Annotated in this window: 15 protein-coding genes, 1 tRNA gene and 1 pseudogene; 10 read left to right on the top strand and 7 right to left on the bottom strand. The window is 59.0% G+C overall.

Annotation, left to right across the window (positions count from 1 at the left end):
- Window positions 1-41: 41 nt before the first annotated feature.
- Complete coding sequence (locus ACWHXD_RS20990) at window positions 42-2813, bottom strand: Tc toxin subunit A (RefSeq protein ID WP_238344568.1); 2772 nt, start codon at window positions 2811-2813, stop codon at window positions 42-44.
- A 349-nt stretch (window positions 2814-3162) separates the two neighbouring features.
- On the opposite strand from ACWHXD_RS20990, the gene ACWHXD_RS20985 reads away from it, so the two are divergent.
- Window positions 3163-3969 (top strand): hypothetical protein, encoded by an 807-nt coding sequence (locus tag ACWHXD_RS20985; protein WP_499084641.1) that lies wholly within the window; start codon window positions 3163-3165, stop codon window positions 3967-3969.
- On the opposite strand, the gene istB is transcribed toward ACWHXD_RS20985, so the two are convergent.
- Both istB and istA read right to left on the bottom strand, forming a co-directional pair.
- Window positions 3920-4660, bottom strand: a complete 741-nt coding sequence (gene istB / locus ACWHXD_RS20980) for an IS21-like element helper ATPase IstB (protein ID WP_064491510.1) — start codon at window positions 4658-4660, stop codon at window positions 3920-3922. The genes ACWHXD_RS20985 and istB overlap by 50 nt on opposite strands.
- A complete protein-coding gene (gene istA, locus ACWHXD_RS20975) occupies window positions 4657-6177 on the bottom strand; it encodes an IS21 family transposase (protein ID WP_081273177.1) in 1521 nt (506 codons plus the stop codon). Before istA ends, istB begins: the two co-directional genes overlap by 4 nt.
- A gap of 179 nt (window positions 6178-6356) precedes the next feature.
- Between istA and ACWHXD_RS20970 the strand changes: the two genes are divergently transcribed.
- The 6 genes from ACWHXD_RS20970 to ACWHXD_RS20945 all read left to right on the top strand — a co-directional run bounded on the left by ACWHXD_RS20970 (window position 6357) and on the right by ACWHXD_RS20945 (window position 15269).
- On the top strand, window positions 6357-8375 hold the full coding sequence (locus ACWHXD_RS20970) for an RHS repeat domain-containing protein (protein ID WP_499084638.1): 2019 nt from the start codon (window positions 6357-6359) through the stop codon (window positions 8373-8375).
- Window positions 8376-8507: 132 nt separating this feature from the next.
- Window positions 8508-9449: an oxygen-dependent tRNA uridine(34) hydroxylase TrhO gene (gene trhO, locus ACWHXD_RS20965; RefSeq protein ID WP_032896045.1), complete on the top strand. Its 942-nt coding sequence runs from the start codon at window positions 8508-8510 to the stop codon at window positions 9447-9449.
- Window positions 9450-9452: 3 nt separating this feature from the next.
- Window positions 9453-10088: a DsbA family protein gene (locus tag ACWHXD_RS20960; protein WP_032896046.1), complete on the top strand. Its 636-nt coding sequence runs from the start codon at window positions 9453-9455 to the stop codon at window positions 10086-10088.
- On the top strand, window positions 10081-11883 hold the full coding sequence (locus ACWHXD_RS20955) for an ABC transporter ATP-binding protein (RefSeq protein WP_044274460.1): 1803 nt from the start codon (window positions 10081-10083) through the stop codon (window positions 11881-11883). Before ACWHXD_RS20960 ends, ACWHXD_RS20955 begins: the two co-directional genes overlap by 8 nt.
- Before the next feature lie 71 nt (window positions 11884-11954).
- On the top strand, window positions 11955-14417 hold the full coding sequence (locus ACWHXD_RS20950; RefSeq protein ID WP_032896048.1) for an EAL domain-containing protein: 2463 nt from the start codon (window positions 11955-11957) through the stop codon (window positions 14415-14417).
- 78 nt (window positions 14418-14495) lie between these two features.
- Window positions 14496-15269 carry an iron-containing redox enzyme family protein gene (locus ACWHXD_RS20945; RefSeq protein ID WP_178110423.1) on the top strand — a complete coding sequence of 258 codons (774 nt, stop codon included), beginning with the start codon at window positions 14496-14498 and terminating at the stop codon, window positions 15267-15269.
- A gap of 44 nt (window positions 15270-15313) precedes the next feature.
- Here the strand turns inward: ACWHXD_RS20945 and ACWHXD_RS20940 are convergent, their stop codons facing one another.
- Both ACWHXD_RS20940 and lldD read right to left on the bottom strand, forming a co-directional pair.
- A complete protein-coding gene (locus ACWHXD_RS20940; protein WP_032896050.1) occupies window positions 15314-16240 on the bottom strand; it encodes a GGDEF domain-containing protein in 927 nt (308 codons plus the stop codon).
- A 412-nt stretch (window positions 16241-16652) separates the two neighbouring features.
- Window positions 16653-17783, bottom strand: coding sequence for an FMN-dependent L-lactate dehydrogenase LldD (gene lldD / locus ACWHXD_RS20935; protein ID WP_003192725.1), 1131 nt, complete (start codon window positions 17781-17783; stop codon window positions 16653-16655).
- A gap of 100 nt (window positions 17784-17883) precedes the next feature.
- On the opposite strand from lldD, the gene ACWHXD_RS20930 reads away from it, so the two are divergent.
- The 3 genes and pseudogenes from ACWHXD_RS20930 to ACWHXD_RS20920 form a co-directional block, all read left to right on the top strand.
- Complete coding sequence (locus ACWHXD_RS20930; protein ID WP_098950786.1) at window positions 17884-18807, top strand: LysR family transcriptional regulator; 924 nt, start codon at window positions 17884-17886, stop codon at window positions 18805-18807.
- A 33-nt stretch (window positions 18808-18840) separates the two neighbouring features.
- Window positions 18841-18916, top strand: a tRNA-Asn gene (locus ACWHXD_RS20925).
- Window positions 18917-18986: 70 nt separating this feature from the next.
- Window positions 18987-19169 (top strand): annotated as a pseudogene (locus tag ACWHXD_RS20920) (ParA family protein); the annotation flags it as partial.
- Here ACWHXD_RS20920 and ACWHXD_RS20915 read toward each other — a convergent pair.
- Together ACWHXD_RS20915 and ACWHXD_RS20910 are read right to left on the bottom strand one after the other, a co-directional pair.
- Window positions 19121-19324, bottom strand: a complete 204-nt coding sequence (locus tag ACWHXD_RS20915) for a hypothetical protein (protein ID WP_044274449.1) — start codon at window positions 19322-19324, stop codon at window positions 19121-19123. The pseudogene ACWHXD_RS20920 and the gene ACWHXD_RS20915 overlap by 49 nt on opposite strands.
- Before the next feature lie 161 nt (window positions 19325-19485).
- Entirely contained in the window at window positions 19486-19860 is a 375-nt protein-coding gene (locus tag ACWHXD_RS20910) for a hypothetical protein (protein ID WP_044274447.1), read from the bottom strand.
- Window positions 19861-20223 lie beyond the last annotated feature (363 nt).

The raw sequence follows: 20223 nt of genomic DNA, 5'->3' as shown, positions 1-20223 counted from the left end.
CAATCCTTGAACAGGTCGAATGTGAGTAGTGTGTGAATGGGTTATGGATACGCACTGGTGATCGCCTCACCGACGCTCTTCCAGTCAGCAAACGCAGAATCGGCTTTCAGTTCGCTGGCTTTGATCAGCATGTGGGCAGGCAGGCCTGTGTCGATGCTGGCTCGGCGGCAGCGCAGCACCCAGTCCAGGCGGTTCATTGAGGTAATGCGTGGAGGTTTGAGTTGGTTGCTGAACACATCGATTTCACTGGCACTCCAACCTAAAAGTTGAGCGAGATGCTCGTTCGTGTCTTCGCTGGTATTTTGCGCAGTGCTGTTGGGCAGGGCATTGGCGTGTTCGAAGTAGTTCAGAAGCTGCTCTTCCGTCAGGCCGCAGTGGTGGATGCAGTGTTTGAACTGCTGCATGAGGTAGAGGTTGTACGGGGTCAGTTCAAGCAGCGAGGGCATCTTGTACTTGCGCGCGAGCCAGTGCGGATTGACCAGGAACTGGTGAAGGGCTTGTGAGCTAAGGGGAAGTTGCAGAATATCGGCGGCGTGAGGTAACAGCAGTATCAGATAACTGAGGGTTTGCAGCGGCGCAGCAGCGGGGGCATATAAACGCAGGAAATGCTGGTCATTGTCGTATTTCTGATAGCCGTTGGCATCGCTTGGGGCTTGTGGGACGGCTTGGATGATTGCTTTAAGGCGTAGATATAAAGACCACAACTCATCACGCACCGTGCTCAGCAATGTGTGGAGCTTGGACTTCGCTTGGTTGATCAACTGTGTCGTACGGGCAGGCGCCGTGCTGATTTGAACGGAAGAGAGCACGTGATCGAGCGCTGTCTCGATGTTGTTACTGGGACGCATCTGTTGCAGCGCCATATAGGCCAAGGCTTCCCAGTCAACGGCGGGTAAACGATCTTTTTCGTCAATGGGTTGCTGAGGAAGATCAAGCGGTTGCAACGCTTTGGAAAGGGACGCTTGGTCATAGAGAGCGAACTCCTTCAATAGCTGATTGATGACCGGGTCCTGGACCTGGCGATCCAGCAATAGCTGGCATCTGAGCAACGCCAGGCTGCTGCCGTTTTCTTTAAACCAACGGCTGGCCCATTCCAGTTGCATGAGCACATCGAGAAAGTCAGTCATGCCCTTCGGTTTGTTGCGTAACGTTGGGTTGCGCAACTGCATGAGAAGGTTCGCATTCCCGAGCATTTGCACCAGTTGTCGGCATTCCACGACCGATACCCCAAACAGGCGAGCGATTCTTGCTTGCCGATAGATCTCGCTGACTGTCTCGATCGTACGGGTTGCAGGCTTGTTGGGGTTGATCAGTAGTTGAAGCGAATCCTGGGTGTCTTGCAGGCCCAACCCAGCGCAGAGCTGTTGCCGGGTGGTATCGTCGAACCTGGCACTGTCCAGATACAGGGGCGGCAGGGCAGACCCGGTGCGATTAAATACCTGGTCGAACAATGACACGCGGTCGCCTGAGGCATGAACGGGTAATTGATGAAGCCAGGCAGCAAACTCTTCGGCTTGCAATGTGTAGCGTTTGCTCAAATAGCAAAAGACCCCCAGCGCCCGGAGGGTGTTATGGGTGATCAGCAGCGTGTTGTTGCGATTGCCTTCGCAGCGCATGGCGCTGACTATCAGGGTGTCCAATTGCGCGAAAGGCAGGCCGAGCCAGCGCTGTAGACGAATCATGCGTTGCAGCCTGTCAAAGCGCTCAAGGCTGATGTTGGTCAGCTTGGCGTTGTCCAGGCTGATAGCGGGTGTGGTCGTGCCGTTGATGTAGCACGCACCGTAGCTGAGGCTGGTTTTTTGCTTGCAGTTAGGCGATTGGCGTGGTGACTGAGTCTGTAGTGCAAGCAGTGCCTGAAGCTGGTCGGCATCCAGTTGTGTGTGGCTCAGAAAGTCAGTGAGTTTTGCCGGTCCGATCAGATCAGACTTCCAGTTGTAATAGTTGTGATAGAACGCTTTCGCGCCCGTTTCGGCTACCCAGCTACTTTTCAGCAGTGTCTGTTGTTGAGGGCTCAACCCCGATAACTGACATTGGACCTCGTTGTTCTGTTCGCCGACCTGCCCGTAACTGCTGGTTTCTTCCGCCAGCGGCAACTGGCGACTGATGCGATAGTTCAACTCACCCAGCGCCGGCTTGTCGCCCGACAAGCCCTGTTGGCATTGCTGATGGTGGAAGTGATAGGGCAGAGAAAACGGGTACCAGGTTTCACTCAGCACCTTATAGGTATCTTCTTCTTTGGCTTGCGCGATATTTTTGAGCAGGATCTGGTTGACGATCGACAACATGGGAACCTGGCCCGAAACGCTATGTTGGTTGAGTACCAGGTCTTTGAGTTCCGGGCGTCGCTGCGACAGCTTGAGTGCGCGGGTGTCCTTGGTGTTTTCTTCCAGCTGCAGGGCGAATAAATAGAGCGCCCGCAGGTAGGCAATCGGCGAATCGACCGCTGCAATAGACGAACTGGAGCAGAACTGGTCCCACTTTTCCTGGAACAAGGCCTGGTAGATTGCGCTGGTCTTGGGGGGGATACTGCGTTTATTGCGCGGTGAAGACGCGGGAGGCGAGACTTGCTGTTCGCGAAATAAGGTTTCCAGTTGCGTGGCAGCGTTCTGGGCCTTGAGATACACCGTGTGGGCATCGTCATCGTTGTACTTTTTCAGTTGCTCGGTAAAGGCCTCTTCGGACAAACGTACGATGTCCAATATCGAGTGAATGTTGAGGCGCCGCAGGGCGGTCTTGAAATCGTCCCGACCGGGAGCGGGCGGGCGTGAGTGATCAATCAGTTGAGCGAGCAACGGGCTGTTGTCGGTTTGCATATTCATACGTTCCTTCACGCCCGCCGATGGGGCCGGCGGGCAATGAAAAACGCTATCACGCAGGTTAATGGCGTCAGGTATAGGTATTTACAGGCAGCGTCGGCGCCCGCCGGTTGAGGTGCCCGTACACCGATACCACCTCGCTGCAAGACATGAGTCCTAGGCTTTCTGACCATTGTGCAACTCAGGTCATGTGATCATGTCTACTTCACTTCATCGAAACACACCCTCGCTTGTGGCATTTGACCCCCGTGGGTTGGCGGTCCGTAGTGTCGCTTATCTGCGCGCTACCCCTCAGGCTGCTCCGACGGCCCGTATCAGGCGTCAAGTCTATGGGGCCAGCGGCCTGATGCTTGAGCAGTGGGACCCTCGTCTGCATACCCTTAAATCCCGCGAACCATTGACCGAGGCGAATCAGGTGTCGGTGTATAGCCTGTCCGGTACGCTGATCCGCCGCAACGATGTGGATGCAGGCATGCGGCTGATGCTGTCGGCGCCCTCCGGGCAACTGTTGCATGCCTGGGACGGGCGGGGTGCTTATCAGCGCCACGACTACGATGCTTTGCAGCGTCCGGTGGCAGTGTTCGAACAAGCTGGCGACCAAGCGCGCCCCCGATGTGTCGAACGCCTGGTGTATGCCACGCCAACACCCGAGCACCGCGCACTTAACCGCAGCGGCCGTTTGGTACACCATGCCGACCCGGCGGGCACGCAGGTGTACGACCAGTATGGGATCACTGGGCAAGTGCTTGGGCAAACGCGGCGGTTTCGCGAGGCGCCTGGCGATGTTGACTGGCCGCTTGCCCAGGCCGATCAGAACCCGCAGTTGGAAAGCGCGCATTACGCTACACGCTGGGCGTTTGACGTCCTTGGCGGCACCTTGGAACAGGTCGACGCCAAGGGTAATGTTCGGCACTTTGCCTATGGTCTGGACGGACAGGTGAAACATATTCATCTGACCTTGAAAAGTGGCGCGCGCAAGACCGTGATAGAGCGCTACGTCTACAACGCCGCCGGTCAGGTGGAGGAGGCCCTGTTGGGCAATTGTCAATGGCCATTAATTTTGACCCACTTTTGGCCAATAGAATTGACCCACTTGCTCACCGCTAACCGCCGGTTTTCTGCTTCAAACGATAGCTCTCACCTCCCAGCATAAAGATGTGTGAATGGTGGATCACGCGGTCGATGATGGGCACGGCCACGTTGTCGTCATGGAAGAACTCGCCCCAGCTGGTGAAGTCCTTGTTGGTGGTCAGGATGACCGAGCGGTACTCGTACAGGTTGTTGATTAACTGGAACAGGTTGTACCGGGCTTGGCGCGTCATCGGCAGGTAGCCCAGCTCATCGATGATCAGCACGTCGTATTTGCTCAGCTGATTAAGGCGCTTCTTCAGCTCGCCCTTCATTTCCGCCAGCTCCAGATCCTCGACCAACGCCAGAGCCGTGCGGAACAGCACCTTGTAGCCCGCCTGAACCGCCTTGTGGCCAATCCCAATGGCCAAGTGGGTCTTGCCCACACCCGGTGGTCCGATGAACACCAGGTTGTCGCGGTTGTCGATAAAGCTGAAGTCCAGCAAGGTGCTGACCTGGCGCTTGGTGATGGTGGTCTGGTGCCGGTAATCGAAGGCCTCCAGATGCTTCTCCGAGGGGAACTGCGCCTGCTTGAGGTTGCGGCTTACGCGGCTACTGGAGCGGGCGTTAAGCTCATGCTCGACCAGTGACTGGGCGAAGCTCAGGTAGGACAGTTCATTGGCTTCGGCTCTGGCCAGCAGGGTGGCCAGCTCACCCGCGGTCGCGCTGAGGCGCAGGCTTCGGTACTGCGCGATAGTGCTGTCGAGCAGGCTCATTGGGTCACCCCGTGGCCAGTCGACTGGCCAATGCGGGCATAAGCGTTCAGGTCGGCGTGACTAACCTGGCTACCGGCCTCTGGCGCATAGTCATGGTCGCCGATGATCCGGCCCCGCGCCTTGGCTTGCTGCCATGCTTCGAGGTAGCGCTTGAGCCCGGTGGCGGTCAGTTCACTGCGCTCGCACAACTCGCCGAGCAACGCCGTATCAACCGGCGCATGGGCCATGAGCAGGTCGCGTGCAGCAACCAGCTGATCCTTGTAGATACGCGGCGAAGTACGCTTGAGCAGTTGGCACAGGGTTGCCCCAAGGGCATCGGGCAGGATCGAGTCGATGCCGCGCTCCAGGTCGGTAATGCGCTGGGCATGGTCTCGGTAATGGTTGTTGTTCTTGATCATCCGGCCCTTGGCCTTGCACAGGTCATGGGTGGCTATGAGTTCACCGCTCTCCAGGTCATGGATCAGCAACTGGTTGTCCTGTGCGCTGACACCGACACGGGCTTGCTGCCAGGCCATGGGTACCGAGTACTTGTTGGCCTGCCATGAGATCAAGCCGGTCTTGTCGACCTTGCGGGTCTCCCTTGTCGGCGCCACGTGCAGCAGGTTCTGCGGGACGAGATAGGGCTTGAGCTGACTACGCTCCAGTGCCTCGAAATGCGCTCTTGGATGCTGCCCCGTCGTGCCGTGCACGCGTGCGTTGGCGACAGTCTCGAGCCAATCATTCAGGTGCTGTCGGACGGCGGCCTCGTCCTGGAAGTGCTCGCCGTAGAAGCAGTCACGCTTGACGTACTTGACCCCGGCCTCCACCTTGCCCTTGCTCTCCGGGTCATAGCCCTCGCAGGCATGGATGCGGTACCCGACGGTAGTCGCATACTGGTGGAAGCGCTGGTTCAGCGTCAGCTCACGGTACTGCTCGTTGATCACCACCATCTTGGTCTGATCGTAGATGCACTCCTCGGTGACGCCGCCGAAGTAGCGGAAGGCCTCGTCGTGCATCTGGATAAACCGTTCGGTATCCAGCGGCCGGAAGTTCAGACCGACATACATCAGCCGTGAACAGGACAGCACAAACACCACAAAATGAACGACACGCTCCAGGCCGCCAATCATGACGCCTCGCAGCTCACCGGGGTCGACCTGACACTGCACGCCAGGCACTGACTCAACGACCGGCTCGTAATAGCGCAACTGGCCACTGGCAACCTGCTGCTTGAGCGCTTGCACATAGCGGCGAATGCTCCGGTCTGACACCGCCAGCTCGGTGGTGCGCTCCCTCAGGCGACGGGCCAGCTTGACTGCGCTCAGGGCTGGAAACTGACCCAACTGATTAATCAGATAATCGCGGTGCTCGTCGAGCACCTTGGTGCGTGAAGGGTCAGCAATGGTAGCGCTGATCTGCATCTCATCCAGGTGGAGATACTTGCGTACGGTGTTCCGGGAAATCCCCAGCTCACGACTGATGGCACGGACCGACAGGCCTCGGCCCTGGTCATACAACCCCTTGATCTTGTGAATCACAACCCACTCCTTCAATGATCTGTCCCCGGCCTGTGCATAAGGCGGGTGACGCTACATGGTCGGTGGCCAATGCCACTATGGGTGGGTCAAAATTGTTGGCCAGAGGTGGGTCAGTTTAATTGGCCATTAACAGCAATGGCGTGAGCAGCCTGGCCACTTATCGGGCCGAGGATGGCCGTATGCGCCGACTGGTGGCCCATCGCAAAAATGAGCGGGCGGCGCCGTTACAGGATTTGAGCTACGACTATGATCCGGTGGGAAATATTTCAAACCTGCAGGATCAGGCGCAACCGACGAAATGGAGCCACAACACGCAAGTGGAGGCTTCATATCACTACGAATATGACTCGCTGTACCAATTGACCCAGGCGGCGGGCCGGGAAAGTGTCGCCGCCGCCATTGGGCCGGCGCTCCCCTCGCGTATTTCGTTCGGTTCAACCGATACCGGTCTATGGCGCACCTACGCCCAGTACTATGCCTATGACGAGGGGGGCAACCTGACTCGGCTGCGCCACGTGCCCTCCAGTGGTGTCGGCTACACCCGCGACATGCAAGTCGCAACGGGCAGTAATCGCGCGTTGTCGAGCGAGCATCCGGTTGGCGAATTGGCGCAGGGTTTTGATGCCAATGGCAACCAGAAACAGCTTGGGCGTGGTTTGCCGATGGCGTGGAATGTGCGTAATCAGTTGTCCAGGGTCACGACAATTCAGCGCGAGAAAGAGGACTCGGATGAGGAGGCTTATGTGTATGCAAGCGACGGCCAGCGTGCGCTCAAGCTGACCCGCCAGAAGGTTGCTGGCAGTCTGCAAACGGCTCGTGTGTATTACCTGCCAGGCCTGGAACTGCGCCATCGGCCGTTGCGTAAGCTCAATGTAGTGCGTCTTGAAGTGGCATGTTGCACGGTGGAGGTCTTGCAATGGGAGGTGGGACTCGACAAGGCGGCAGCCGATGAGACCCTGCGCTTTTGCCTGAAGGATCAGCAGTCAAGTCATGGGTTGGAGGTGGGCGAACAGGCTGAGTTACTGAGCCAGGAGAGTTATTTTCCGTATGGGGGGACGGCGTGGTGGGCATCGCGCAACGCGGTGGAGGGCAGCTACAAAACCCGCCGATACTCCGGCAAGGAGCGTGATGGCAGCGGTTTGTATTACTACGGTTTGCGCTACTACGCCCCATGGTTGCAGCGCTGGATAAACCCCGACCCCGCAGGGGGAGGCGCGCAGCTCAATCCTTATCTCATGGCGTTTAACAACCCGGTCACGTTCGTTGATTCAATGGGGTTGCAGCCTGCCGCCATGGAAAATATCAAGTTACAGGACGAAATCGTGATGATCCTGGTGCTGGTCTTGCTGGGCCTGGGGGCGGGAGCGCTGCTGGGCAATGGGGGGGCGGGGGCTGCCGTGGGGGCTCTGGTGGGAGGCTTACTGTTTGGTGCCAGCCGCTTCAGTGCCTATCAAAGCAGGCAACCGCAGGCCATGGCTAGCGCAGCGCAACAAAAGGAAGAAAATTTCGCCAGGGCTGTTTCGGAGACGGCAATCGCTGCGGCGGAGGATGCGGGGCTGAGTCACGAAGAAACGGAGCGGCTGGTGAGTTTTGCCTATGCGCGCCGTCATGGTGAAGAAGGCATTACCCTTATGGTCCATCGGCATCAGGGGACCCTGCGTGGCTACGTGGGGCCTGTGGACCAGTCGGGAGACATGGAACGCGCACTGAGGGCGAATCGTAACCCGATGCCTGAGTTGAAACGCATGGGCTATGGCGCGATAGTGCTGCGAAGCCCAGAGCGTGAGTCCGCTGCCGTGAGCAGTCAGCAGGCGGGGTCAAGGGCGTTCGAGGTTGGGGTGACGACACAGGTGGCCGGTCCAAGTCGCGCACGCGGTGGTCGGCAAGCACAGGCGCAGGTGCCGTGGGTAGCGCCGGCAGCAGCGAGAGCCGCTGCCCCGCAGATGGAGTTCGACACCGCGAGGCTTGTAGATACCCAACTATCGGGCCGCGAGCGTCGCAGTATTGCCCTTACCCTCAGCCACTTGCGTGAAGGGCGGTTCGGCGCGGTTCATTGGCATGCTCACAGAGACCAACTATGGTCCGCTGATTTGCATGGCTACGCCTCTTCTCGCGGGCGTGGTGCCTATCGATTGATGTTCAGCCATCTCGGTGGCCCGCGGTACCGCGTGGAGGGGGTACGTAACCCACACCGTTGAGGGCATATCAGCGGCTGCATGCCGATGCGGTGGCGGCGTGGTTTTGCTAGAATGCGCGCCGCGTCGCCTTGGCCGACGCCTTTTTGCATCCGGTTCACCCCTTACGAGGGTAGCCACCTGGAGAGAACACCCATGACTCAACCGATTGTCGTGGCGGCACTGTATAAGTTCGTCACCCTTGAAGATTACGTCGCCCTGCGCGAGCCCCTGTTGCAGGCGATGGTCGACAACGGCATCAAAGGCACCTTGCTGATCGCCGAAGAAGGCATCAACGGCACCGTTTCCGGCAGCCGCGAAGGCATTGACGGCCTGATGGCCTGGCTGAAAAAAGACCCGCGCATGGTCGATATCGACCACAAGGAATCCTACTGCGACGACCAGCCGTTCTATCGCACCAAGGTCAAACTCAAGAAAGAGATCGTGACCCTGGGCGTTGAAGGCGTCGACCCGAACAAAAAGGTCGGTACCTACGTCGACCCGCAGGATTGGAACGCGCTGATCAGCGACCCGGAAGTGTTGTTGATCGACACCCGTAACGACTACGAGGTGTCGATTGGCACGTTCGAAGGCGCAATCGACCCGAAAACCACCAGTTTTCGCGAATTTCCCGACTACATCAAAGCCAACTTCGACCCGGCCAAGCATAAGAAGGTCGCCATGTTCTGCACCGGCGGCATTCGCTGTGAGAAGGCGTCGAGCTACATGCTCAGCGAAGGCTTCGATGAGGTCTACCACCTCAAGGGCGGTATCCTGAAGTACCTCGAAGAGGTGCCCCAGGAAGAAACCAAATGGCAGGGCGACTGCTTTGTGTTCGACAATCGCGTGACCGTGCGCCACGACTTGAGCGAAGGCGACTACGATCAATGTCATGCCTGCCGCACACCCGTGAGCGTAGAAGACCGCACCTCTGAGCATTATGTGGCCGGCATCAGTTGCCCCCATTGCTGGGATAAGCTGCCGGAGAAGACCCGTCGCAGTGCGATCGACCGCCAGAAGCAGATCGAACTGGCCAAGGCCCGCAACATGCCGCACCCGATTGGTTACAACTACAAGCAAACCCCTTCCGAGGCCTGAGCCATGTCTGCGCGCCTGCTCTATGTAATGGACCCGATGTGTTCCTGGTGCTGGGGCTTTGCCCCGGTGGCACAAGCGCTGGTAGAGCAGGCCCAGGCGGCCGGCGTGGACGTGCACCTGGTGGTGGGCGGCTTGCGCACCGGCAGCGGCGCGGCGCTGGAGCCGACTACCCGGCGCTACATCCTTGAACACTGGCAGGCCGTCACCGACGCCACCGGCCAGCCGTTCAAGCGAGAAGGCGCGTTGCCCGACGGGTTTGTCTACGACACGGAGCCTGCGTGCCGCGCGATCGTCACCGCACGCAGCCTGGCGCCGGATTGTGCCTGGAAGCTGCTGGGGCTGATCCAGCGCGCGTTCTATGTCGAAGGTCGGGACGTGACCCTGGCCCCTGTGCTGGTGGAACTGGCCGAGCAGGCCGGTATTCCACGCATCGAGTTTGCCGGCGAGTTCGACCGTGCCGATCAGCACGCGGCCACGGCGGCTGATTTTACCTGGGTGCAGGACCTGGGCATTGCCGGGTTCCCGACCCTGCTGGCCGAGCGCAACGGCCAGTTGGCCTTGCTGACCAATGGTTACCAGCCGCTGTCCGAGCTGTCGCCGTTACTGGGTCGATGGCTGGAGCGAGCTGCCTGTGTATGAACAGCCTCCACGCACCGACCGGCTGACCTGGGCGGAAATTCGCCGCCTGGCCCTGCGTCACAAGAAATCCCTGTGGGTCGCCAACGGCGTCGCCGTGCTCGCCACCCTGTGCAGCGTGCCTATCCCGCTGTTGTTGCCGTTGCTGGTGGACGAAGTGCTGCTGGGCCATGGCGATGCGGCCCTCAAGGTGATGAACCACGCGCTGCCCCTGGGTTGGCAAAAAGCTGCTGGCTATATCGGCCTGATGCTCATGGTCACCCTGGCCCTGCGCTGCGGCGCGCTGGTGTTCAACGTGGTGCAGGCGCGGCTGTTTGCACGCTTGGCCAAGGACATCGTGTACCGCATCCGCGTGCGCCTGATCGAACGTCTCAAGCGTATCTCCCTGGGTGAGTACGAAAGCCTGGGCAGCGGTACGGTCACCACCCACCTGGTGACCGACCTGGACACCCTGGACAAATTCGTCGGCGAAACCCTCAGCCGTTTCCTGGTGGCGATGCTGACCCTGGTTGGCACTTCGGCGATCCTGGTGTGGATGCATTGGCAACTGGCCTTGCTGATCCTGTTGTTCAACCCGTTGGTGATCTACGCCACGGTGCAGTTGGGCAAGCGCGTCAAGCATCTCAAGAAGCTGGAAAACGACAGTACTTCACGCTTTACCCAGGCGCTGACCGAAACCCTGGATGCCATCCAGGAAGTGCGCGCCGGCAACCGCCAGGGCTTTTTCCTCGGGCGCTTGGGCCAGCGTGCCCAGGAAGTGCGTGACTACGCCATCCATTCCCAGTGGAAAACCGACGCGTCGAGCCGCGCCAGTGGCTTGCTGTTCCAGTTCGGCATCGACATCTTCCGCGCCGCGGCCATGCTCACCGTGCTGTTTTCCGACCTGTCCATCGGCCAGATGCTCGCGGTATTCAGTTACCTGTGGTTCATGATCGGCCCGGTGGAACAACTGCTGAACCTGCAATACGCCTATTACGCGGCAGGCGGCGCGCTGTCGCGGATCAACGAGCTGCTGGCGCGTGCCGATGAACCGCAATACCCAGGCGGCGCAGACCCGTTCAGCGGGCGCGAGACGGTCGGCATCGAAGTGCGTGGCCTCGACTTTGGCTACGGCGAAGACCTGGTGCTCAACCAGTTGAACCTGGCCATCGCACCGGGTGAAAAGGTGGCAATTGTCGGCGCCAGCGGCGGCGGCAAAAGCACCCTGGTGCAACTGTTGCTGGGGCTCTATACGCCCCAGGCCGGCAGTATTCGTTTTGGCGCTGCCACCCAGCAGGAGATCGGCCTGGAGACCATCCGCGAGAACGTCGCGGTGGTGCTGCAACACCCGGCGCTGTTCAACGACACCGTGCGCGCCAACCTGACCATGGGCCGTACCCGCACCGATCAAGCCTGCTGGCAGGCGTTGGAAATCGCCCAACTGGATGCTACTGTCAAAGCACTGCCTTTGGGCCTGGACAGCGTGGTCGGGCGCTCGGGCGTGCGTTTTTCCGGGGGCCAGCGCCAACGCCTGGCCATTGCCCGCATGGTGCTTGCCGAGCCTAAAGTGGTGATTCTGGATGAGGCCACGTCTGCATTGGACGCGGCCACCGAGTACAACCTGCACCAGGCACTGGCGCGGTTTCTCAGTGGGCGTACTACACTGATCATCGCCCACCGGCTGTCTGCGGTGAAGCAGGCTGACCGAGTGTTGGTGTTCGATGGCGGGCACATTGCCGAGGACGGCGACCATCAGCAGTTGATTGCCGATGGCGGGTTGTACGCCAAACTGTACGGACACTTGCAACAAGTACGTTGATTTAGCTTAGGCTGTGCTATCGGGAGCGGATTTTCGCGTGCGTATCAAGCTGTGCATGTGCAAGGGACTTCATGAAGCAAAAGCGGACTCTCGGAACGCCACGCCTGTTGGGTATTGTCTGGCCCTTTATCGCCGTCGTGTTGTTCCAGGCATTGTTAGGCTGCGTCAGTCTCTACGTGCTGTCGGCAGTGCGGGGCTATGTGGCAGGCGAAAGCCTGTGGTCCAAGGGCCAGAAAGATGCCATTTACTACCTGACCCTCTACGCCGATAACCGCAACGACGCCACCTACCTCAAATACCAGCAGGCCATTGCCGTGCCCCAGGGCGGGCATGAATTGCGCATTGCCCTGGACCGTCCCAATCCCGACATGGAGGCCGCGCGCCTGGGGATTCTCAAGGGCGGCAACCATCCGGACGACGTTTCCAGCCTGATCTGGCTGTACCTCAACTTCCGTCATTTCAGCTACCTGGAAAAAGCCATTGAGCTGTGGACGGTGGGCGACGGCTACCTGGTGCAGTTGGATGAGCTGGCCCAGGAGATGCACGGCGCCATTACTTCCGGCTACGTCAGCGATGATGATGTCCATAGTTGGAAGGCGCGCATCACGGCCATCAATGAAGGGGTGACACCCGCTGCCAAGGCGTTCAGCGATGCCCTGGGCGAAGGTTCGCGGATGATCCTGCGCCTGTTGTTGATCACCAACCTGGCGACCGCCCTGGGCCTGATCGTGTTGGCGTTGCTGCGCACCCACAAGTTGCTGGCCCAGCGTCATGCCTTTGCCGATGCGCTGCAAGCGGAGAAGGAGCGGGCGCAGATCACGTTGGAGTCGATTGGCGACGGGGTGATTACCACCGATGTCGACGGGGCCATTGCTTACATGAACCCTGCAGCCGAAGCTTTGACCCACTGGCGCTCGGAGCAGGCCCAGGGCCTACCGCTGGCGGCGCTGTTCAAGCTGTTGGATGAAAACGCCGAGCCCGACGGCTTCACCCTGATTGAACACATCGTCAAGGGCCAGTTCAGCGGCGGCAGCGAGCATTCCAAGCTGATCCAGCGCCTGGACGGCAGCACCGTCTCGGTGACCCTGGTGGGCGCGCCGATCCGCAGCGCCGGCAAGATCAGCGGTGCGGTGCTGGTGCTGCACGACATGACCCAGGAACGCCAGTACATCGCCAACCTTTCCTGGCAGGCCACCCACGACGCCTTGACCGGCCTGGCCAACCGTCGCGAGTTCGAGTTCCGGCTTGAACAGGTGCTGCAACAGGTCGCGCGCCAGCAAAGTGGGCGCCATGCCTTGATGTTCCTCGACCTCGACCAATTCAAGTTGGTCAATGACACCTGTGGCCACGCGGCGGGCGATGAATTGCTGCGCCACATCTGCGCGCTGCTGCAGTCGGACCTGCGCGAGGGCGATACCCTGGCTCGGTTGGGCGGCGACGAGTTTGGCATCCTGCTGGAAAACTGCCCGGCGCCGGTGGCGGAAAAAATCGCCGAGAGCCTGCGCCATACCGTGCAGAGCTTGCACTTCGTGTGGAAGGGCCGGCCCTTCATGACCACTGTCAGCATCGGCCTGGTGCATATCTCGCAAACCCCGACCACCCTGGAAACCTCCCTGCGCGCCGCCGACATGGCGTGCTACATGGCCAAGGAAAAAGGGCGCAACCGCGTGCAGGTCTACCACGTCGATGACTCGGAGTTGTCTCTGCGGTTTGGCGAGATGGCCTGGGTACAGCGGCTGCATATTGCCCTTGAGGAAGACCGCTTTTGCCTCTACGCCCAGGAAATTGCGCCGTTGGGCACTACCGACGCCGGCACTGGGCACATTGAAATTCTCTTGCGCTTGCATGACGAAGCGGGGCGGATCATTTTGCCCAACAGTTTTATTCCGGCCGCCGAACGTTACGGTTTGATGACGTCCCTGGACCGTTGGGTAGTGGAAAACGTATTCAAGATTATCGCCCGCTGCATGCATGAGCGTCCGGGCCGACCCATGGCCATGTGTGCGATTAATCTGTCAGGAATAACCATTGGCGACGATGACTTTTTAGGATTTTTACGTCAGAAATTCGATACTTACAACATTCCACCGGAAATGATTTGTTTTGAAATAACTGAAACCAGCGCTATCGCCAATTTGGGCAGCGCGATTCGATTTATTAATGAACTCAAAGCGTTAGGCTGCCATTTTTCCCTCGATGACTTTTGCGCCGGAATGTCCTCATTCGCATATTTGAAACATTTACCTGTAGACTTCCTGAAGATCGATGGAAGTTTCGTAAAGGATATGCTGGACGACCCGATTAACCGCGCCATGGTCGAAGTGATCAACCACATCGGCCACGTCATGGGTAAGCGCACAATTGCCGAGTTTGTTGAAACACCGCAGATCGAACAGGCTTTACTTGAGATAGGTGTGGATTACGCTCAGGGCTACCTGATTGAACGCCCGCAATTGTTTACCTTTGATAGCCTGCAGTGCCGCCCTGAGCGGCCGCAGCCACTGTTATTCAAGGCGCCCGGCACTTTCCGCTGAAACATTTGCTGGTCTGTACAATCACACTTGAAAAGGAGCCCCACAGTGATCGACACCTTCAACAGAACCGGCCCGCTTATGGAAGCCTCGAGTTACCCTGCCTGGGCGCAACAGCTGATCCAGGACTGTAGCGAGAGCAAGCGCCGGGTTGTCGAGCACGAACTGTATCAGCGCATGCGTGACAACGCCCTCAGCGCCAAGACCCTGCGCCACTACCTCATTGGTGGTTGGCCGGTGGTGGAACAGTTTGCCTTGTACATGGCGCAGAACCTGACCAAGACCAAGTTTGCCCGTCATCCTGGGGAGGATATGGCGCGCCGTTGGCTGATGCGCAACATTCGTGTGGAGCTCAACCATGCCGACTACTGGGTCAATTGGGCACGGGCTCACGGCGTCAGCCTTGAAGAGCTGCAAGCGCAGGAGGTGCCGCCCGAGTTGCACGCCCTGAGCCATTGGTGCTGGCACACCAGCTCGGCGGATGCGTTGATCGTCGCGATTGCCGCCACCAACTACGCGATCGAGGGGGCGACGGGGGAGTGGTCCGCCGTGGTCTGCTCTACCGGTGTGTATGCTGCCGCCTTCCCGGAGGAAGATCGCAAGCGGGCGATGAAGTGGCTGAAGATGCACGCCCAGTACGACGACGCCCACCCTTGGGAAGCCCTGGAAATCATCTGCACCCTTGCCGGGACCAACCCGAGCAAGGCCCTGCAGGAAGAGTTGCGCCAGGCGGTGTGCAAGAGCTACGACTACATGCACTTGTTCCTGGAAAGCTGCATGCGTCTAGAGAATGCGGAGAAAGACAAGGCGCCAGCCGTGCGCGAGCGTCCTGTGCGCATCGCCAGCGAGGCGTAGTGGTAACAGTGGAGAGGGAGCAAGCTCCCTCTCCACAACTGACCTTACCCCGCCATAGCCAGGCGGTTACGACCTTCGCGCTTGGCCACATATAACGCATTGTCGGCCCGACGCAGCAGGCTTTCAGCCGATTCTGCCGCCAGCAACGTCGAGCAACCGAGGCTCACGGTCAGTTCGATTCGCGTGCCCTCCACCCAGTAGTCCTGGGCTTGTGCCGCCTGGCGCAGGCGCTCTCCCACCATCCTCGCAGCATCGCGACCGGTGTTGGACAGCAGGATCAAAAACTCTTCCCCGCCAAACCGGAACACCATGTCCACGTTGCGCAGCTGGCGTTTGATCGCCCCGGCCACGGCGCGCAGGACGTTGTCACCGGCGGCATGCCCATGGGTGTCGTTGATTTTCTTGAAGTGGTCGATGTCCAGCATCAACAACGACAGCGGGTGCAGGTGCCGGCGTGCCATGTCGATTTCTCGCTGCAGCGTCTGGTCCATGGCCACACGGTTGCCGGTTTCGGTCAACGGGTCACGCAGGGCGCTGCGGGTGGCGGCGCGGTAGAGCAGGGCGTTACGCATCGGATAAAGCAAGGTCACCAGCAGCAGTTCAAGCTGGCTCAACTCCTCTTCAAGCAACCGCTGGTTGCGACGAAAGACCAGTTCCCCCAGGTGCTCGCCTTCATGGCTCAGGGTGTAGCTGACGGAGTGATGACCCCGGTGGCCGAACTCCAGGCGCAGGTCGCTGGCGGCGTGACGGTATTGCAATGCGTCCAGCGGCACCAGTCGCTGTACCTCTCGAAAGAACAGGCCCAGGATGCGCTCCGGCTCCAGGCTGGTCTGCAACTGCTGGTTCAGTTGCTGGCGAAGTTCGGCGAGGGTGGCGGGGCGGCGTGGGCGTAAGGATGGCTGGCCAAATCCCAGGCGTTGCAATTTGGCACTGTCAAAGTCAATTGCGTTGGTCTGGGTGGGGGTTTTCATAAGCGCGTGGCCTCTAAGCACTGGGCTGTCTTACAGGCGGGATGAGAGTGGCGAGTGCCAAGCGTCTTACTGATCCGTCAGTTCCGTAAAACATCGGAAACAGTTTAAACCGCTTTTCCTTGGGTTATAACCCCGGGGCACTGCCGCACGTCTTGTCATCGCCGAACCTGCTTGAACAGTACTAGAGCGAGATTCATGCCAAGTGTATTTAGTTGGAAAAATTCTTTAGAAATCAATTAACTAATTTTTAAGTAAGAAAAGTCCGTTAAAGCATGGCGCCAGTTATTTGGCTGATTTGGGCCAGCGTTGCTGCCGGCCCGGTTAACGTAACTGTTTCGGTGGGGCGAGTTGCTTGTCGCAAATAAACAACGCTTCGGTTATTCGTGAACAAAGTACACCGCACCCATCACCACTAGACCAGGGTGGTACGGTCGATTTGCGCGATGGAGGTGACCCCGGTCAGGGTCATGGCCACGCGCATTTCCTTGGCAAAGATGTCCAGCAGGTTCTCCACCCCATGCTGGCCCTCGGCGGCCAGCGCATAGGCGGTAGCGCGCCCCAGCAAACACGCCTTGGCACCCAGGGCGAGCATGCGCACCACGTCGAGCCCGGAGCGAATGCCCGAATCCACCAGCACGGTCAGGTCATCGCCCACCGCTTCGGCAATCGGCGGCAACGCCTTGGCCGTGGAGAGCACCCCGTCGAGCTGGCGGCCGCCATGGTTGGAGACCACGATGCCGTCGGCACCGAAACTCACCGCGTCCTTGGCATCCTGCGGGTCGAGGATGCCCTTGATGATCATCGGGCCTTTCCAGAACTCGCGGATCCACTCCAGGTCTTTCCAACTGATCGACGGGTCGAAGTTGTTGGCCAGCCAGCCAATGTAGTCTTCCAGGTGGGTGGGTTTGCCCAGGTATTTGGAGATATTGCCCAGGTCGTGAGGGCGACCCATCAAGCCCACATCGAAGGCCCATTGCGGCTTGGTCACCGCCTGCAACATGCGCCGCTGCGCCGCGTAGGGGCCGGACATGCCCGAGTGAGCGTCGCGGTAGCGTGCGCCGGGTGTGGGCATATCGACGGTGAACACCAGCGTGGTCACCCCGGCGGCCTGCGCCCGTTCCAGAGCATTGCGCATAAAGCCGCGATCCTTGAGCACATACAGCTGGAACCAGATCGACTGCGGGCTTTGCGAAGCCACTTCCTCAATCGAACACACCGACACTGTCGACAGGCAAAAGGGGATATGTTTGTTGGCCGCCGCCTTGGCCGCTTGCACTTCACCGCGCCGCGCGTACATGCCGGTCAGGCCGACCGGGCTGAGGATCACCGGCATCGCCAGTTCGGTGCCGAACAGCTGGGTGGTAAGGCTCAGGTCATCGACATTGCGCAGGATGCGCTGGCGCAGGCTGATCTCGGCCAGGTCCGAACTGTTGGCGCGCAGCGTGTGCTCGGCGTAGGCGCCGCCGTCGATGTAATCGAACAGAAAGCGCGGCAACTTGCGCTTGGCCGCAGCGCGGTAGTCGGAAGCGGACGAGATGATCATCGACGGTGTCTCCACAGGGCAAAGTGCTACACCCTAAGCAAAGTTATGCCATGATGAAAACAACTTTTATCACTGCCATCCAGTCGCAAAAGGAATACTGATGAACCTGCGAACCTTGCGTGCGTTTGTCGAAGTGGTGCGCCAGGGCGGCTTCTCCCAAGCAGCCGAAGTGGTTGCCCTGACCCAGTCCACCGTCAGCAAAGCGGTCAAGACCCTGGAGGACGAGTTGGGCATGCCACTGCTCAATCGTCTGGGACACAAGAACGAACTCACCGCCGCCGGTGAAATTGCCTACCGCCGCGCCTTGGTAATGCTCGCCGAACGCACCGACCTGATGGCCGAAATCAACGACCTGCGCGGCCTCAAGCGCGGCGTGCTGCGCATCGGCCTGCCGCCGGTAGGCTGCGGCGTGCTGTTCGCGGCCATGTTTGCCACCTACCGCAGCCGCTACCCAGGCATCGACATCGAACTGACCGAGTACGGCAGTAAAAGACTGCGCGAATGCCTGGAAGCGGGGGAGGTGGACCTCGCCGCCTTGCTGCTACCGGTTGATGAAGGCTTCGACTACCAACCGGTGCGCAACGAGCCATTGATCGCCGTGTTGCCCATGGGCCACCCACTGGCCCGGCGCGAGCGCATCGACTTCACTGATCTGGCCGACTCGCCGTTCATCCTGTTCGAAGCCGGCTTTGCCCTCAACGCCAAGATCCTCAGCGCGTGCGAGCGTAAAGGCGTGACCCCCAAAGTCACCGCCCGCAGCGGGCAGATAGATTTTATCGTCGACCTGGTCACCGCCGGGCTGGGCGTCGCCTTCCTGCCGCGGATGCTGGCGCACAAACACCAACACCCCGGCATCGCCTTGATCCCCCTGGACGAGCCTCATACCGATTGGCACATCGCCCTGGCCTGGCGCGCCAGCGCCCACCTGCCACCGGCAGCGCGGGCCTGGTTGGAGCTGGCCAGGGAACCGTCGTATTCAAGCGAGCAGGGGGGCGATTTACGGAAAGTGTCAGAGGATGCTTGACTTCTTCTTTTTAATCAGTAACATACGGCGCATTCCGCGATAGCTCAGTTGGTAGAGCAAATGACTGTTAATCATTGGGTCCCTGGTTCGAGTCCAGGTCGTGGAGCCAGATAGAGAAAAGCCTGTAGAGATACAGGCTTTTTTTTGCTTGGGATTTGACCCAGCAATCCAAACGCTTACAGGTCATTTCCAAGACCTGCATCCCTAATCTCTCACTGATCCATTCCAATGATCCGTTAAATCAGCTTGGACGTTTGTTGCTTCATGCTGCTGATGGACGCTTTCGCCTCAAGAATTTGATACCGGCGTTCGCTCAAGATTTCGATTTGATCCTTGTCGACACCGGGGGGAAGAGGCATGTATAGGCAGCTTCGAGGGTGTCGCCTAAGCGGCTGTCCAAGTCGCCGAAGCTCGCAGGTTGCTCTAGGTAGGCAGCCTCATACCAAGCGCACTCTGTGAAGACGACTGGCAGTTTGAACAGCTGGGTTTGCAACGATGTGAGGTTTTCGAGTTTCATGTGTCTCTCCGCAAAAAGCCCAAAACGGCGAGACACGTCGCCCATACGGCGAGTGTTCCCCGCATGGCTGAATAGCTACAAATCAGGACACGGACAAGGCCGGCGTCTTAAAGCTAATAGGCCACCGGTTGGTTACTGATGGCTGAGGGTGTCGCGATGGATCAAGAAGTGACGACTTTCCCGTAAACCTCGTAAAGGCTCTTTAAAATGGGGAAGCCAAAACAGAGAACCAGGAGCCAGAATTGCCAACGAAGCACCGTTATGTTTGATTCTAGTTTTGACACTGAGCTTTGAAATTGACTGGCTTGGCGTTCGACCAGTGTTCGCAAATCCGCGCCTTGCTCCTTAATCAAGGCGGTGAGGTCAGTACGTAATGCAGTGATCGAACCCTGAAGGTGCGACTCGGTACGCTCTAAGTCGGATATTGAAGCGAAATCTTTCACATCGTCCTCCCATGCATCTACAACAGCTTTAGCTTTGTTATTTGGCACACTGATGGATGTCAGCGCGTCATATAAGGCAAGCGATATTTTCATCATGTCTCCTGCGATTGGCAAGTGACGTAAAGACCCCACCTGACGGCAGGCTCCCGTCACAGTGAGGGTTGGTGCATTCGGTCGGCGAGAATGTCGACGACTGTCCGCGCTACCGAATATTTTGCGAACTACAGCTGATCAACACGGATAGCGTGGTGACCTTCAAGATCCATGTCACCTCGGCAAGTGCTGTCTACGACAGCGAACCAGTCCAGATAATCGACTTAAACGTTATGGCGATCCAGTCAGACGTTTCTTGGAATCTTGTAGGGAATGTGCGGCATCTAGTGAACTGCGCGTTCTGGACCCGTTGGAGGGAGCTAATGACAGCCAAATTGATCCGATTTGCCTGTGGCTCCGCCT

Source organism: Pseudomonas fjordensis (assembly GCF_976987115.1).
Note: the sequence above shows the minus strand (reverse complement) of the source record. Positions and strands in the feature narration are given on the sequence as shown.